The organism is Neisseria sicca (assembly GCF_014054945.1).
Taxonomy (GTDB): Bacteria; Pseudomonadota; Gammaproteobacteria; order Burkholderiales; family Neisseriaceae; genus Neisseria; species Neisseria sicca.
Map to the genome: position 1 here is coordinate 1,210,524 of NZ_CP059566.1, position 16,396 is coordinate 1,226,919.

Below are 16,396 nucleotides of genomic sequence, written 5' to 3' on the forward strand. Positions count from 1 at the left end.
TTTTTTTCAGACGACCTTTCTAATGGCTATTGAGATGCGTTATCAATAAAGTGAAAGATTAATGAAGATCGTCTGAACAACATAATGATTTCAGACGACCTATTCTCTTCCCATTATTCAAATAAAACGTCTATACCATCTTCGCCCAACTCCAATTTTGCATGTTCAGGCATATGCCCTGCGGTTTGCTGCCATTGCAAAAAGCTTTGCGCGATAGCAGGCATGACTTGGCGGTTGAGCAAATGGTCGATATTGCGTGCGCCGCTGTCGCCGGTAGTGCAAGAATCAGCCAGAAGCGCTGCAAAATCTTCGCTGTAACTGAGGCGTGTTTGATGGGCTTCGTACAGTCGGTCAGCAATTTTGTCCAGCTTCAGTCTGACGATTTGAGCCAATGCCTCTTTTTCCAACGGACGATAAGGAACAACCTGCATACGCGCCAACAGAGCAGCTTGGAAATGGTCTGTCAGTATCGGACGAATCGCTTCTGCCAACTCTTCCAGACTGAATTCAGGCGTTTCATCGGTTTCAACAGGGTCGTCTGAAACGCAGGCGTTTTCAGACGAGCCATCCGGCATTTGTGCAGAAAGTTCGACTTCAGTGTCCACAATCTGCTCTTGCGCGTTTTGCTCTTTACCCTCTTCTGCAACAGCTTCTTCTGTTTTTTCAGGCTCTTGCGGTTGCAGCAATTGGGTCAATTCGTTCGCACCCAAGTTTGACGTCATCAGGATAACGGTATTTTTGAAATCGATTTCCCGACCTTCGCCGTCACGCATCATGCCTTTGTCGAAAACTTGGTAGAAGAGGTTGAGAATGTCTTTATGGGCTTTCTCAACTTCGTCCAATAATACGACGCTGTAAGGTTTTTGACGTACTGCTTCGGTCAAAACGCCGCCTTCGCCATAACCGACATAACCCGGAGGCGAGCCTTTGAGTTGGGAAACGGTATGCGCTTCGCGGTATTCGGACAGGTTGATGGTAATCAGCGATTTTTCGCCGCCGAACAGCGCATCTGCCAAAGCCAGCGCCGTTTCTGTTTTACCTACGCCGGACGGACCGCTCAACAGGAATACGCCCAATGGGGAATCGTTGGTTTTCAAACCTGCTTTAGCGGCTCTCAAACTTTGCGCGATAGCATGAATGGCTTCACTTTGCCCAACCACGCGTTTCTCAAGCAGGCTTTCCAGTTGCAGCAGGTTTGCCAGTTCGTCTTTGAGGACGCTGCCTGCGGGGACGCCCGTCCAATCGGCAATAATATCGGCGATTACGGTCTCATCAACGCTGGTGAAAATCAACGGTTTACCGGCGACAACGGCATCAAGCTGTTGCTGTTTCTCGGTCAGGCTGTGTTGCGCGGCTTGTCGCTCTTCAGAAGTCAATTCTGTATTCTTGGCAGCTTCCATCAAGGATTGGATTTCATCCGCCAATTGTTTTTCTTCCTGATATCGGCGGTTCATTTCTTCGCGCTCTTCATTCAATTGGGCAATCTCTTGCTCAACTTGTCGAATGTTATCTTGCTGCGAAGCATTCAGACGACCTAATTGCTTGTCGGCATCCAATGCCTCCAGCTCGCGTTGCAGTGAAGAAATTTGGGCATCCATCAAACCGAAAATATGAGGCACGGTATCCAAACTCATGCGGACGCGTGCGGCTGCCGTATCCAACAAATCTACGGCTTTGTCCGGCAGTTGGCGGCCGGTAATATATTTTCGGGAAAGTTGTACGGCTGCGATGACGGCGGAGTCCTGAATATGGACTTTATGGTAAGCGGCATAACGTTGCTTCAAACCGCGGAGCATGGTGAATGCAGCCTCATCATCGGGTTCGTCAACCTTGACCATTTGGAAACGGCGTTCCAACGCGGCGTCTTTTTCAAAGTATTGTTTGTATTCGCTCCAGGTTGTCGCTGCGATGGTACGCAATTCACCCCGCGCCAAAGCCGGTTTTAAGAGGTTGGCTGCATCCGCGCCGCCCGCGCTGTTTCCGGCACCGATTAACGTATGCGCTTCGTCGATGAATAATAAAACGGGTTCTTCAGAATTCTGAACAGCCTCGATAACATTGCGCAGGCGTTGTTCAAATTCGCCTTTCACCCCTGCACCCGCTTGCAGAAGACCTAAGTCCAACACCAATACTTGGGTGTTTTCCAATATCTTAGGCACCTCGCCTGAAGCGATTTTCAATGCCAGACCTTCTACCAATGCAGTTTTACCGACACCCGGTTCGCCAACCAAAATAGGGTTGTTCTTACGGCGACGCGATAAAATATCCATCATTTGACGGATTTCAGTTTCACGTCCAAATACAGGGTCAATACCGCCCTGAGCGGCTTTTTCAGTCAAATTGACGGTAAAACGTGCAAGCGCATCGTTTTGTCCTGCTGTAGCGGTTTGTTGGGGTTTAGATTCCGCTGAAACTGTATGCTGACCTTCTTCTGAAGCCGGCTGCGCAAATGTATTATTCTCACCTTCGATAGAAACTTCGTCCAACCAAGTTTTCAGACGACCTATCTGTGTTTCAGTCAGGCTTAATAAGGGCCATGCTTCCTGCGTCATCAGACGGTAAGGAGATTTCAGCAATGCCTGATATAGGAAAGCCGAACGGATTTCAGATGCACCTTCGTCACTTGCCAACAACCATGCATCCGACAATAAACTAATCAATGATTTAGACAAAGAAGGATTACCACGAACATTGCGTGGAAGTTTGTCCATCGTACTCAACAAAGGATTCCAAATATTTTCTAAATCAATTTCGTAACGCCTCAATAAGGCATTAACGTCTCCATCCCCTAGTTCGAACAATTTGATAAATAAATGGTCAACCGTAATTTCGGCATGACCTCGTGTTTGACATAAGCCGGCTGCAGCTTCCATCGCCTGCTGACAATGCGTGTTCAGACGACGTAATAATAATGCTTGATCATGTGCAGACATTTGATATCCCTGATGTAAAAATGTGTTATAAAAAAGTGCTACCTTTATCAGGCAGCACTTTATGTGGATTATTAAGCGCGGCTTTCGTTCCAGCTGTCGGAATGAATGATGTTTCCGTCTTTATAAGTCCAAGTGATTTTTTCGTAACGCAATTCAACGCGTTCCAAGTGATTGTAACGTTCGCGAGCAGGATCTTTGATGTTGTGCATTACAGGACCTACTGCTACAACTTTAACGTTGTCCAGTTTGGTATTGAAATACTCTTTCTCTTGACCGGAAGCGTCAATTTGGTACCACTTGATTTCTACTTCTTTCAAAGTTTGACCAGTTGTTACTGCTTTGTACAGGTATGGTGAAGAAGCATCGTATTCTTTAAACAATACGATAGGTTCGTGAACGCGAGTACCTGTCAGTTTGCCAGTATTGGCATCCGTAGGAATACGGACATTGTGCAGAAACTCAACGATTTCAACGCTGTCTTCGCGACCATTGACGTCAACAGAACCTTTAATAACGGAACCGCCGTCGTCTTTCAACCACATATAAGCAGGAATTGCCATATTTTTACTCCTTAGTTTTATTGAAAACGCCTTAAGTTGTGAGGCTTAAAGCAACTTGTGCTGCATTAAATTTACTGTTTTACAGCCGGAATCAGTATGATCTCAACCCTACGGTTTTTGGCCTTACCTTCTTCCGTCTGATTATCTGCAATAGGCTTGGTATCACCCAATCCTTTAACTTCAAACCGACTCTCCGGGACATTAGAAGAGATAACCAACCAATCTTTGACCGATTGAGCACGCTTTTCTGATAACTGCTGATTAGAAACAGGATTTCCAACATTATCAGTATGTCCTTCAACTAAAATTCGTGTATCAGGATGTGACTCAATTGCTTTTAATGCACCAATCAATGCTTTATTGGCATTATTTTTTAGTTCAAACTGACCTGTTTCAAACAAAGCCAAGCTGTCTAAAGTAATAACTACAGGTTTCACAGGTTCCGGTTTTATCGGTTTTGGAGGTGGAGGATCTTTCGGCATTAAGGCTTTTAACTTTGGAATATATAAATCCGCACGATATAACCCTAATCCTAAATGTGCTGGTACACCCTCATCACGGTATTTCTCAAGCAATTGCAAATCCTGCTTTAGCAATACCAAATGTTGTTGCCGCTCATTTGAATTTGCCTCAGACCGAACATTTTCTATATGCCGGCTGATTTGTTCTATTAAACGGCTATTGTTTTTCATAGAGAAAAACGAAGCAGATAAAAAACCTAATGCACAAACAGATAATACTTTAAAAAGTATATCAATAGCATGATTTTTATGATAAACGGTATATTTATCTGACAATTCGGTATGAATATATTGAAATTGATTACCTTGATAATTATTAAAAGAATGGATTAACCCTTGTGTATTCTTAGAAATATAAGTTGCCCATACTGATTTAGCTTGGCAGTCTCCATCGTCAACTACGCTTAAGCTGCGTACATCGACATATTCCCACCCCCCGTCTGTACGATTCAACAATTGCTCTTCGACGCAATTGAGTGCCTCGATCAGCCATATATATTGACAACCGTTTGATTGTTTATTTTGCTGTAAAAACTCAATAGACAGACTTTCTTTAAAATCAGTAAAAAACTGATTAATATTTAATACATTCCATCTGCCCTGTGTTTTTAAGGCAAAAAATAGCTCTCTTTTATCTGAAGACTCTTTGAAAAGAAAGGGAGCACGAATAACAAAACTTACAGGTACAGATATACCCATTTTTTTCTGCAAAAACAATATATTGCGCAACCACCCCCGCATAACCATAGATACATCGGCATTTATGGCGGGAGACAACACCAGCTCTATGCTGAGTGAGATTTGTTTACGGGCTATATTCTGAAGCAGATTCCAAACTACAGTGTATAAATGTTCTGGATTAAAAATATTTATATATACTGTGTCATCATACCTCTCGACTAAATTCGACATCTTCACTGCAGAATCAGGCATACGCAAAACGTAACGCCCAGTAAATCCAGTATTATTTAATTCTGTCGCAATTTGCTGCCAAACTTCTGAACCAATACTGATATTTTCCTTGTTCTTACGCTGCCTGATTAACCAAGCACAAAATATAGCAACAATTGACAAAGCTAGAATACCGCCTTTCAGCATCCAACTAGCTTGCCAATATATTGCTAATACATAAAACAGTATAAGCTCAACTACTATAAAAATAATGAAAGACGAGAGCTTTTGATAAGTCATTATGAAATTACTCTAAATTTATAATGCTTGAGTTTGTTCAACCAAAGTATCCAGATAGTATCCAAATGCAAAATAAGCTACTACTGCAATAACAGAACAACAGATAAATACCCATATCGGACTAATCGTCAGCAAACTCTTAAGAGGCATGCTTTTACGATCGACATAGAATATTTGCCCATCTTGAGTTACCGCATTGCTAGACAACCCGGCAACCATTTTTTTCAAGCTATTTTGTGAATTTTGAAGAGCCATTTCATCTAAAATATAACGTCCCTTGAAGCCCAAATTGATTACACTCAAATATGCCTCGGCGATCAAAGAATTGGCACTGCCTGTTTTGCACAGCTTTTCAATTTTGTCGCACAATACATCGCCCGCATTGTATGATTGGAAGAAATGTACTTGCATGGGATTCATTTCCCACACTTCTCGATCACTTCCTTGCAGATTCTGCAGTGCAACCTCATCCAAAAGCGCACACTGCGCATAAGAAATCTCTTCAATCTCCTCTGCACTACGACCAGAGTTTGCTAAATTTTTTCTTAAATTCTCTACCAAAGTTTTGCCATACTCATACCATGTTGAGGCATGCTCGGGACTAAAACCTGCCGATAATGCGGATACGGTCAAAGCAGTATCTCTTAATTCACTTCGAATCAATGGATTATGGTTCATATTAAATACTCACTACTGCAAATAAGCTTAAATGTAAATTGGGTATAGATGTTGGAACGTAAATACTACATACCTGCGATTGCATCATTCTTGAAAATGCCACATGCCGTTTGTCTAATCTGAAGTAAACATTATCCATTCGGAACGGCAAACCAGGAGGGGTTTGATTCAACAACTGCAAAGGCACTCCCATTACTGCCGTATTGATAACGCGTTCCACGTCTTCAGGTGCACCAATTTTGCTAACCAATGGCAATTGCTTCTGCAATTCAGCAAAAACAACGGAATCAGAATGTGCCGAGATATAAAACTCCGCATTATCATCAATTCTGCTGTCAAATATCTGAGCTCGCCAATGTGTAGATTTTGTATGTTCTAACGACAATTCGATGACAGGCGATGGAATGACTTCATCTAACAGACTGCGGATTTTCAACTCCAAACGGTTGAAGGTTCCAAACAGATCAAAATGATCGTATGGCTCCATTTCATTAACTGATTCACTCACCCTGAATGTGTACAACATACCAAGTAAACGAACCAAGAGCTTATAAAGCTCCTCTGGATGTTGCTGCGGATAATCATTCAAATGTTTCAATTCAGGATAAATCGTATTTAATCCGTGCAAGAACCAGAACAAGGTCGAGTCAGACACAGAAAAATCGACCGTATTTTCACTACGCGCCCGACGGCGGGCAGATAAGTTATCTATACGGGACAACACCAGCAAAGTGATTCTATTCAGACATGAAAGTAAAACTTCCGAACCTGTAATCGACAATAATGGAGGGATGTAGTCTTTAGACCAAATCAATGCCCCATTCTCGTTTTTTTCCACTACGCCGATAGGGCATGTAATGTAATCGTCATTATCCTCGAAATCAAAACGAATTTGTAAATTTAATTGCTCAACGGCAAGTTCTGCCTCCTCAGCGGAAAATAAATCCTCAACTTGCTCGAACTTTTTCACAAACCTTCTGGGGGTATTTCCAGCCCCGTTTTCATCCACCAAATTCGGTACATGCGCTTGATAAACCGGGAGAGCCAACAGCACTGTATTTCGCGCTCTCATAGGCAGGCTATTAATATCACGAACTTCAACAGAGCCACTGCCCGACTGCAAGTCGATTAGAGTTCCGTCCGGCAGGCAGGCCTGAAGCTCATCCAATTTAATTTTTCCTAATTCAAGCGTCTGCTGGTCGAACTCGCAACGAAAACATCCCCACTTGAATTCACCCATCAATTTTATTACTGTTGCATAAATGTAACTATTAAAAACGTTTTGTTGTTGGAAGTGCTGAGGAGAGAGCAAGACACCCTCTTCCCATAATGGTTTATGAAATTTCACTGTTTATACCTTTTAAATACCTTTTGTCAGATAAATTTTGAATGCAATAGACAACAGTATACCTAACATTTATACTATTTAGATAGAAATATATCCAAATTTAGTATTTATATTTCATTTGAAACGAAAGATTTTCCCTTCAACACATAACAGAGAATAGGATTAGCCGTGAGCAAAAGTTTCCAAAACGAAGTTCCACCTTCACGTATCAATATCAAACTAGACCTCCATACCGGAGGCGCACAGAAAAAAGTCGAGCTTCCGCTCAAACTTTTAGTCACCGGTGATTACAGCAATGGTCAAGACAAACGCGACCTTGCCGAAAAAGAAAAAGTCAATATCAATAAAAACAACTTTGATTCCGTATTGTCCGACTTTAATCCTAAAGCCAACCTGACTGTGAAAAACACCCTCTCCCCTGCCGGCGGCGAGATGAACATCAATTTGAATTTCAAATCTATGCGGGATTTCCACCCGGAACAAATTGCACAAAATGTTCCCGAGCTGCGCGCTTTATTGGCTATGCGCAACCTGCTCCGTGACTTGAAATCCAACCTGTTGGACGATTCGGCATTCCGTCGCGAACTGGAAACCATCTTGCGTGACGAAAATCTGTCTGCCGAACTGCGCGACCGCCTCGAAAAAATTGCACCTGTTAACAAATAAAACACAAGGTCGTCTGAAAACACCCGTAAGGATTTAAAATATGCAAAAACGCCAAGAAGCCCAAACAACCGTTATAGAACAAGAAAACACAGCCAGCGTTTATGAAGCGCTGTGTCAAAAAATCAACTTAAACGCCGTCGACTCCGTCATCGACATCGAACAGTTCCAAAGCGCCGAAAAAATGTCCGAAGCCTCTGCGGATGAACGCATTGCAGCGGCGGTCAGCGTATTTTTAAAGATGATTCAAGACTCATCTCAAAAAGTAGAACGCCTCGACAAAAGCCTGTTGGACTACCATATCGCACGCATTGACGAACAACTCAGCCGCCAATTAGATGAAATCCTCCATAACGAAGAATTCCAAAAAATCGAATCTGCATGGCGCGGCCTGAAATTCTTGGTTGACCGTACAGACTTCCGTCACAACGTTAAAATTGAAATCCTCGACGTCTCCAAAGAAGACTTGATTCAAGACTTTGAAGATGCCCCTGAAATTGTCCAAAGTGGACTGTATCGCCACACCTATAGCAACGAATACGACACTCCGGGCGGCGAACCGATCGGTGCAGTCATTTCCAACTACGAATTTGACCGCAGCCCGCAAGACATGGCTTTGCTGCGCAATATTTCACGCGTCTCCGCCTCTGCACACATGCCGTTCATCGGCTCTGTCGGCCCATCTTTCTTCGGTAAAGAAAGCATGGAAGAAGTCGCCGGCATTCAGGACTTGGCGAACTATATGGACCGTGCCGAATACATCAAATGGAAAAGCTTCCGCGAAACCGATGATGCGCGCTATATCGGCCTGACCCTGCCCCGCTTCCTTGCCCGTCTGCCTTACGGTAGCGATACAGTTCCTGTACGCAGCTTCAATTACGAAGAACAAGTTAAGGGCACCGAACACGATCGTTACTTATGGGCAAACGCATCCTTTGCCTTCGCTGCCAACATGGTTCGCAGCTTCATCAACAACGGCTGGTGCGTTCAAATCCGCGGACCACAAGCCGGCGGTCTAATTGAAGACTTGCCTATCCATATGTATGATTTGGGTACCGGCAATCAAGTAAAAATCCCTACCGAAGTTCTGATTCCCGAAACCCGCGAATTTGAATTTGCCAATTTGGGCTTCGTACCGCTGTCTTTCTATAAAAACCGCGATTACGCTTGCTTCTTCTCGGCCAACTCAGCGCAAAAACCTGCGCTCTACGAAACCAAAGAAGCGACGGCAAACAGCCGCATCAATGCCCGTTTGCCTTACGTTTTCCTGCTTTCCCGTCTGGCTCACTATCTCAAACTAATCCAACGCGAAAACATCGGTACAACCAAAGACCGCCGTATGCTCGAATTGGAATTGAACACTTGGATCAATACATTGGTTACTGAAATGACAGATCCAAGCGACGAGTTGCAGGCAACGCATCCTCTGCGTGAAGCCAAAGTCTTGGTTGAAGATATCGAAGACAACCCCGGCTTCTTCAAAGTCCGTCTGTTTGCCCGTCCTCACTTCCAAATCGAAGGCTTGGATGTGAACCTGTCCTTGGTATCTCAAATGCCGAAAGAGAAAAAATAAACCTTTGGATAACGGTATCGCATGATTTGTCTTCCATATATTCATGCAATGAATCATTAAGACAGCAGACCCTTAGTTGTTTGCTGCCGAAGACAATCTAAAATGGTGCTGAACTCAAGCGGTCGTTCTGTATTTGCTACATGAACGACCGCTTTATTTTTTGGCAAATGAAATTCATTAGGACGACATCGCGTTTTCTCCTTATATAGTGGATTAAATTTAAATCAGGACAAGGCGAGGTAACGTCGTCCTGATTTAAATTTAATCCACTATAAAAACCAAAAGGTCGTCTGAAACCATTTCAGACGACCTTTTTATGCGTTTATCTCTTTACTTTTATTCCCACTCGATCGTAGCAGGCGGTTTGCCGCTTACATCGTAAACCACACGGTTGATGCCTTTGACTTCGTTGATGATGCGGTTGGACACGCGGCCGAGCAGCGAGTACGGCAGTTCTGCCCAGTGTGCGGTCATGAAGTCGCTGGTGATGACTGCACGCAGTGCGACGACGTAGTCGTAAGTGCGTCCGTCACCCATTACGCCGACGGATTTGACGGGCAGGAACACGGCGAAGGCTTGGCTGGTCAGGTCATACCAAGATGTGCCGTTTTCGTCGGTGGTATTGCGCAATTCTTGGATGAAAATGTCGTCCGCCTGACGCAGCAAATCGGCGTATTCTTTTTTCACTTCGCCCAAGATACGCACGCCCAAACCAGGACCGGGGAACGGATGGCGGTACACCATTTCGCGCGGCAAGCCCAAAGCAACGCCCAGTTCGCGCACTTCGTCTTTGAACAAGTCGCGCAACGGCTCAAGCAGCTTGAGTTTCATGTTTTCAGGCAGGCCGCCGACGTTGTGATGCGATTTGATGGCGTGGGCTTTTTTGGTTTTCGCGCCTGCGGATTCGATGACGTCGGGGTAAATCGTGCCTTGCGCCAGCCATTTGGCGTTGGTGAGTTTTTTCTCTTCGGCATCAAATACTTCGATAAATTCCGCACCAATGATTTTGCGTTTTTTCTCGGGATCGGTAACGCCTGCGAGTTTCGCCATGAATTGCTCTTCGGCATCGACGTGAATCACTTTCACACCCAAGTTGCGGGCGAACATATCCATCACCATTTTGCCTTCGTTCAGGCGCAAGAGGCCGTGATCGACGAACACACAAGTCAGTTGGTCGCCGATGGCGCGGTGAATCAGCGCGGCGGCTACGGAAGAGTCCACGCCGCCCGACAGCCCTAAAATCACTTCGTCGCTACCGACCTGTTCGCGGATTTTGGCGACGGCTTCTTCGATGTAGTTCGGCATCGTCCAGCTGGGTTGCGCGCCGCAGATGTCCAAGACAAAGCGGTTCAACAGGGCGCGGCCTTGTTTGGTGTGGGTCACTTCGGGGTGGAATTGGATGCCGTAGAATTGTTTTTCGACGTTTTCCATCATGGCAATCGGGCATGACGGGGTATCGCCGATCACGGCAAAGCCGTTGGGCAGCTTGGACACTTTATCGCCGTGGCTCATCCATACGTCCAGCGTGTTCGGCGCGTCGTCGTAAATATCGCGGGTCAGTTCGCTGTCGATGGTTTTGACTTGCGCGTAACCGAATTCGCGCTGGTTGCCGGGCTGAACTTCGCCGCCCAAGTGGTGCGCCATAAACTGCATTCCGTAGCAGATACCCAAAACCGGAATACCCAAATCGAAGATGCCGGTATCGGCTTGATAGTCGGATTCGTAAACGGAATTGGGGCCGCCGGAGAGGATGATGCCTTTCGGATTGAAGGCTTTGATTTCGTCCAAAGGCATATCGAAAGAATGCAACTCACAATAAACATGGGCTTCGCGCACGCGGCGGGCGATAAGCTGGGTAACTTGCGAACCGAAGTCGAGGATGAGGATTTTGTCTTGGGTCATGGCGGGAACTTTGCAGAGTGATAGGGAACGGTCTGACTGTTTCAAAACGGGATTCCGATAACAAAACAGGTCGTCTGAAAACGGCGGATTATACCATTTTCAGACGACCTTTGCAGAGAGAGGGGCTTAGTTATCCTGCTGTTTATGCTGCTTATAAGGCACCATATCGCTGCGCGAAAGCAGCAGCAGGCAGCCCAGCACCATCATTCCCAAAGCAACCAACGGCGAATAACCGAGCCAGTATTGATTGTGCAGATATACCGCCGCGCCGATATACACCAGCAGCGGGCCGGAAACGATAGACTGCTTGTTGACACCGTCCATCACCAAAACCGCAATCCCCGCCAGCACCATACCGGCGGACACGATGGTCGAAGTTGCGGGCAGGATGTCCGTCGTTTTCAAAAACCAAACGGCACCGAAGATAATCAAAAACAGCGGCAGGAAAAGCGAAGAGCGGGACATGACGTTACTCCGTAAAATTTCAGACGACCCTGATTATTGGGTCGCAAGGGTCGTCTGAAAAGCCTGAAGAAAGCAATCTTGGGTATGTTTTTGCAAACATAGGGCTTGATGTGTAAACGGCGGGTATAGTGGATTAACTTTAAACCAGTACGGCGTTGCCTTGCCTTAGCTCAAAGAGAACGATTCTCTAAGGTGCTGAAGCACCCACCAAGTGAATCGGTTCCGTACTATCTGTACTGTCTGCGGCTTCGTCGCCTTGTCCTGATTTAAAGTTAATCCACTATACACGTTTGCGGCAACATCGGCGTCATGCGGTCAATTCAAGCTGCTATCAGCCTCAGCGCACATTTTTCATCAAACGTTGTTTTTCGCGTTTCCAGTCGGCTTCTTTCAGGCTTTGGCGTTTGTCGTGTTGTTTTTTACCCTTCGCCAAACCGATTTCCATTTTGATTTTGCCGCGTGTGAAGTGCAGGTTCAACGGGACGATGGTGTAACCCGCACGCTCGGTTTTACCGATGAGCTTGTTGATTTCGGATTGCTTGAGCAAAAGCTTGCGCGGACGGACGGGGTCGGGTTTGACGTGCGTCGAAGCAGTCGGCAGCGCGGTAATATGGCAGCCGACCAGATAAAAAGCGTCTTTTTTCCAGTAGATATAGCTTTCTTTCAACTGCACCCGCCCGGCGCGGATGGCTTTGACTTCCCAACCTTCCAATACCAGACCGGCTTCAAGCTGGTCTTCGATAAAGAAGTCGTGAAAGGCTTTTTTATTATTGGCAATACTCATTATTTTGATTCTTCTATACTTTTCAGACGAGCTATTTTATCAGCGCGTCCTAGAAATGAAAATGTTTGAATGTGAATGGATGCGATAAACCTTGAGCAGCCCTGTCCTCAAAATCAAATACCCGACATTTCATCCGCAAGCCTGCCTGAATACCATTTGGCTTTATCCTTTATTTCTTTCCATCAATAAAAACAACATCACCGAATTCAATATCAAGATATCGTCGTTCAAACTCGCTCGGGCTTCTTTGTGCAGGCTGAATTTCCCTTCCCATAACGCCCTCAATTTCTTCAAACGGTACACCAAAGTCCCGTCAGGTCGGGTAATCAAATAAGTCGGGTTGAAAAAAAGACTCGTCAGCGAACCCAAATAAGGAATCTGCCCTGCCATTTTGTCCAATACTGCCACCCAAGGATTTTTTTCACGGATATGGAAAAGCAGCCGATCTTCCGCATCCGTTACCTGATAGCTGGTGCGCCAAAGCGACCCGACGCCATCATGCACCACTTTCCCCAAAACCTTACCTGAAGCATCTTGGATGATATAGGTCGCACCAAAATCAATAATCTGTTCCGAATGAATGGTGAATACGGGCGCATCCTGATTGCGGTTAGGGAAAACATTAATCCACTCTTTGAGTTTAAACATTTTCTGCCGCGTATAAGCGATTTCGTTCCCCGCTTCGTCTTTGACAAAAAAATCATTGGCAATGGATAAAAGTTTGAAATTGAAATAAAGCGGAAAGCGCAGACTTTTGGTTTCATGAGAAGCGCTCATGCTTTCATACATTTTTATATAATCAATCATCAGATTTTTCCTTGCCGTTTTATAGTGGATTAACTTTAAACCAGTACGGCGTTACCTCGCCTTGTCCTGATTTAAAGTTAATCCACTATACATAGAAGATGAATTGAAAGGTCGTCTGAAAGCCGTTATGTGGTTTTCAGACGACCTTTTTACACCGTTTATTGCGATTTCAAGCGGTTTAACAACGTTTTGACCGTACCGCCGTAATAAGCGCTTGAAGTGCAGTACACCGTTTCCAAGCCGCATTGACCTTGCGAGCCGTATTTTTTAATACACTGATTCAGCGCAACCTGATGCACGCTCTTAAAGCGCGGCGAAGTAATCACAACCGCATTGTTTGTCGTCAGCTTGCCTTCCGATTTCGGATATGCGACGGCGATGCAGGTGTTATGAAGCGGAACAACGGATTTACAGCCTGTCGCCTCGCCGTTTTGTACGCCCGAAAGCGTGTCCTGCCCGCGGCAAAACGCTTCCAGCTCCGCATTTGCCTCGATTTGCGACATATTTTCTTTAGTCGTTTTAATCAGCAGCGCATCATTGCCGTCTTGCGGGTTCTGCCACATGGCGAGATAACCATAAGTATCCGCTGCATTTGCGCCTGCTGACAAAATGGTGGCGATAAGTGCCGTTACAATTTTTTTCATTATTGATTCCAAATGCTTATGTCGTTATGTTTGACTGTCATCATTATAAAGCAAAGCCCGTTGCGAATATATGCCCGCATCACTTTTCATTTTAAAGGCCTGACCAAGAGGTCGTCTGAAACGGCTTACTCTTGCGGCTGCTTTCTGTGTTTTGCACATTCTGCGGCATATTGCTCGCCCCAGCGGTGCATCGCCTCGATGACGGGCATCAATGTCTGCCCGAACGCGGTCAGCGAATACTCCACTTTCGGCGGCACCTGCGGATACACTTCGCGATGGACAATACCGTCGTGCTCCAACTCGCGCAATTGCAACGTCAGCATCCGCTGGGTAACGCCCGCCAGCAGACGCTGCAACTCGTTGAATCGTCGGGTTTCCCCGTGTAAATAATATAAAATCAACACCTTCCACTTACCGCCGATAATATCCAAAGTATTAACGACCGGACAGCAGGCGCCGTGTGTCGGTTCTGTTTCCGCCATTATTGACCTCCGAATGACAGTATAAAAATTGTGCGTACTTGCGAATAAGTTTGTACCCCATATAATACACGCAACAAAGTATGGCAACCATGACATTATTAATTTCATTACACAAAGGTCGTCTGAAAAGATTTCAGACGACCCCACAAGAAGGAACCTCATCATGCGCAACGTCAAACAAATCTACCGTGCAACCAGCCAACACTGGGTCGGCGACGGATTCCTCGTCCAACCCCTGTTCTCCCACATGGGCGACGACCGCGGCACCAACCCTTTCCTGATGCTCGACTACGCCGCACCCTATGAATTCTCCACCAACGAAGCCCGCAGCCCGCGCGGTGTTGGACAACACCCGCACAAAGGCTTTGAAACCGTTACCATCGCCTACCACGGCGAAGTGGCACACCGCGACTCCAGCGGCGGCGGAGGCATCATTTACGAAGGCGACGTGCAATGGATGACCGCAGGTTCGGGCATCATCCATGAAGAATTCCACTCCGAAAACTTCAGCAAAAAAGGCGGACTGTTTGAAATGGTCCAACTTTGGGTCAACCTGCCCGCCAAAGACAAAAACACGCCGCCGCGCTATCAGCATCTCGCCAAAGCCAGTATCCCCGTGGTTGAGCTCCCTGACGAGGCAGGCCGCCTGCGGCTGATTGCAGGAGAATACAAAGGCGTAAAAGGCGCAGCCGACACCTTCACCGAAATGAACGTCTGGGACATCGTTTTGAATGCCGGTAAAAAAGCCGTATTGGAAATACCTGAAACCCACAACCTGTCCATGGTCGTCCTGCGTGGCAACGTTACCCTAAACGGCAAAGAGCAGGCGGACGCAGGACAACTGGTCGGCTTTGAGAAAAGCGGCGGCAACGTACACATAGAAGCCGGCAGCGAAGAAGTCAAAATCCTTTTGCTCTCCGGCGTCCCGATTGACGAACCCGTCGTCGGCTATGGCCCGTTTGTGATGAACACCGCCGAAGAAATCCGCCAAGCCATCAGCGATTTCAAAAGCGGCAAATTTGGAAGCATCGATTGAGCATCTGCGCCGAAACAAAATAGGCTGTCCGCAAGCAGACTTCTCATGCTGAAAACGGATATCACGCGTTTCACTATAGTGGATTAAATTTAAATTAGGACAAGGCGAGGCAACGCTGTACTGGTTTAAAGTTAATCCACTATAAAAGCCAATAGACAATGGTTTCGGCTATACTGTCGGCTGTCGCGGCGTTGGCCTATTTTGCTCTGCGCAATCTGTAAGCCATCGCCCGATATTGATAACCGATTCATTTCGCTCTATTTATTTTCCGTCAACCCCAAAAAGGAAACCCTTATGGCTCAAATTACCTTCCACGACAACCCTGTCCATACTTCCGGCGACCTGCCCGCTGTCGGTCAAACCGCGCCTGCATTCAGCCTGACCGCCGCCGACCTGTCCGACAAAACTTTGGCGGATTTTGCGGGCAAACGCAAAGTATTGAACATTTTCCCAAGCGTCGACACCGGCGTGTGCGCCCAATCTGTGCGTACGTTTAACCAACGCGCGTCTTCTTTGGACAACGCGGTCGTGTTGTGCATCTCCGCCGACCTGCCGTTTGCCCAAGCCCGCTTCTGCGGCGCGGAAGGTTTGGACAATGTTGTGAACCTGTCTACGTTCCGCAGCAGCTTTGCCGCCGATTACGGCGTCGCCCTGACCGACAGCCCGTTGCGCGGACTGACTGCGCGCGCCGTTGTGGTTTTGGACGAAAACGACAAAGTCCTGCACAGCGAACTGGTTGCCGAAATTGCCAACGAGCCTGATTACGACGCGGCTTTGGCTGTTTTGTAAACAAGGGGTTTAAAGCTGAA

15 protein-coding genes are annotated in these 16,396 nt (G+C 46.3%); 4 read left to right on the forward strand and 11 right to left on the reverse strand.

All coding sequences use genetic code 11. The annotated features are described in order from the left end of the window. Positions 1 to 113: 113 nt before the first annotated feature. The 5 genes from tssH to tssK all read right to left on the reverse strand — a co-directional run bounded on the left by tssH (position 114) and on the right by tssK (position 7,231). Positions 114 to 2,933: a type VI secretion system ATPase TssH gene (gene tssH, locus H3L95_RS05885; protein ID WP_040668831.1), complete on the reverse strand. Its 2,820-nt coding sequence runs from the start codon at positions 2,931 to 2,933 to the stop codon at positions 114 to 116. A 71-nt stretch (positions 2,934 to 3,004) separates the two neighbouring features. Beyond that, on the reverse strand, positions 3,005 to 3,493 hold the full coding sequence (locus H3L95_RS05890) for an Hcp family type VI secretion system effector (protein WP_003760091.1): 489 nt from the start codon (positions 3,491 to 3,493) through the stop codon (positions 3,005 to 3,007). 71 nt (positions 3,494 to 3,564) lie between these two features. Next, positions 3,565 to 5,205 (reverse strand): OmpA family protein, encoded by a 1,641-nt coding sequence (locus H3L95_RS05895; protein WP_003760093.1) that lies wholly within the window; start codon positions 5,203 to 5,205, stop codon positions 3,565 to 3,567. 18 nt (positions 5,206 to 5,223) lie between these two features. After that, positions 5,224 to 5,883 carry a DotU family type IV/VI secretion system protein gene (locus H3L95_RS05900; protein ID WP_003760095.1) on the reverse strand — a complete coding sequence of 220 codons (660 nt, stop codon included), beginning with the start codon at positions 5,881 to 5,883 and terminating at the stop codon, positions 5,224 to 5,226. A gap of 1 nt (position 5,884) precedes the next feature. Next, on the reverse strand, positions 5,885 to 7,231 hold the full coding sequence (gene tssK / locus H3L95_RS05905; RefSeq protein ID WP_003760098.1) for a type VI secretion system baseplate subunit TssK: 1,347 nt from the start codon (positions 7,229 to 7,231) through the stop codon (positions 5,885 to 5,887). Positions 7,232 to 7,399: 168 nt separating this feature from the next. Between tssK and tssB the strand changes: the two genes are divergently transcribed. After that, positions 7,400 to 7,897, forward strand: a complete 498-nt coding sequence (tssB, locus tag H3L95_RS05910; RefSeq protein ID WP_003760099.1) for a type VI secretion system contractile sheath small subunit — start codon at positions 7,400 to 7,402, stop codon at positions 7,895 to 7,897. 40 nt (positions 7,898 to 7,937) lie between these two features. Then, positions 7,938 to 9,467, forward strand: coding sequence for a type VI secretion system contractile sheath large subunit (gene tssC / locus H3L95_RS05915; RefSeq protein ID WP_003760102.1), 1,530 nt, complete (start codon positions 7,938 to 7,940; stop codon positions 9,465 to 9,467). Between the two features lie 336 nt (positions 9,468 to 9,803). Here the strand turns inward: tssC and guaA are convergent, their stop codons facing one another. The 6 genes from guaA to H3L95_RS05945 form a co-directional block, all read right to left on the reverse strand. Further along, positions 9,804 to 11,369: a glutamine-hydrolyzing GMP synthase gene (gene guaA / locus H3L95_RS05920; RefSeq protein WP_003740869.1), complete on the reverse strand. Its 1,566-nt coding sequence runs from the start codon at positions 11,367 to 11,369 to the stop codon at positions 9,804 to 9,806. Positions 11,370 to 11,495: 126 nt separating this feature from the next. Then, positions 11,496 to 11,834, reverse strand: coding sequence for a hypothetical protein (locus H3L95_RS05925; protein WP_003760104.1), 339 nt, complete (start codon positions 11,832 to 11,834; stop codon positions 11,496 to 11,498). A gap of 337 nt (positions 11,835 to 12,171) precedes the next feature. Next, on the reverse strand, positions 12,172 to 12,618 hold the full coding sequence (gene smpB, locus H3L95_RS05930) for an SsrA-binding protein SmpB (RefSeq protein WP_003760109.1): 447 nt from the start codon (positions 12,616 to 12,618) through the stop codon (positions 12,172 to 12,174). A gap of 162 nt (positions 12,619 to 12,780) precedes the next feature. After that, positions 12,781 to 13,425, reverse strand: coding sequence for an LURP-one-related family protein (locus H3L95_RS05935; protein ID WP_003760110.1), 645 nt, complete (start codon positions 13,423 to 13,425; stop codon positions 12,781 to 12,783). Between the two features lie 158 nt (positions 13,426 to 13,583). Continuing rightward, on the reverse strand, positions 13,584 to 14,069 hold the full coding sequence (locus tag H3L95_RS05940; RefSeq protein ID WP_003760112.1) for a DUF4189 domain-containing protein: 486 nt from the start codon (positions 14,067 to 14,069) through the stop codon (positions 13,584 to 13,586). Between the two features lie 125 nt (positions 14,070 to 14,194). Further along, complete coding sequence (locus tag H3L95_RS05945) at positions 14,195 to 14,551, reverse strand: winged helix-turn-helix transcriptional regulator (protein WP_039862887.1); 357 nt, start codon at positions 14,549 to 14,551, stop codon at positions 14,195 to 14,197. A 163-nt stretch (positions 14,552 to 14,714) separates the two neighbouring features. On the opposite strand from H3L95_RS05945, the gene H3L95_RS05950 reads away from it, so the two are divergent. Then, positions 14,715 to 15,587, forward strand: coding sequence for a pirin family protein (locus H3L95_RS05950; protein WP_003760115.1), 873 nt, complete (start codon positions 14,715 to 14,717; stop codon positions 15,585 to 15,587). 294 nt (positions 15,588 to 15,881) lie between these two features. Next, positions 15,882 to 16,376, forward strand: coding sequence for a thiol peroxidase (tpx, locus tag H3L95_RS05955; protein ID WP_003760119.1), 495 nt, complete (start codon positions 15,882 to 15,884; stop codon positions 16,374 to 16,376). Positions 16,377 to 16,396 lie beyond the last annotated feature (20 nt).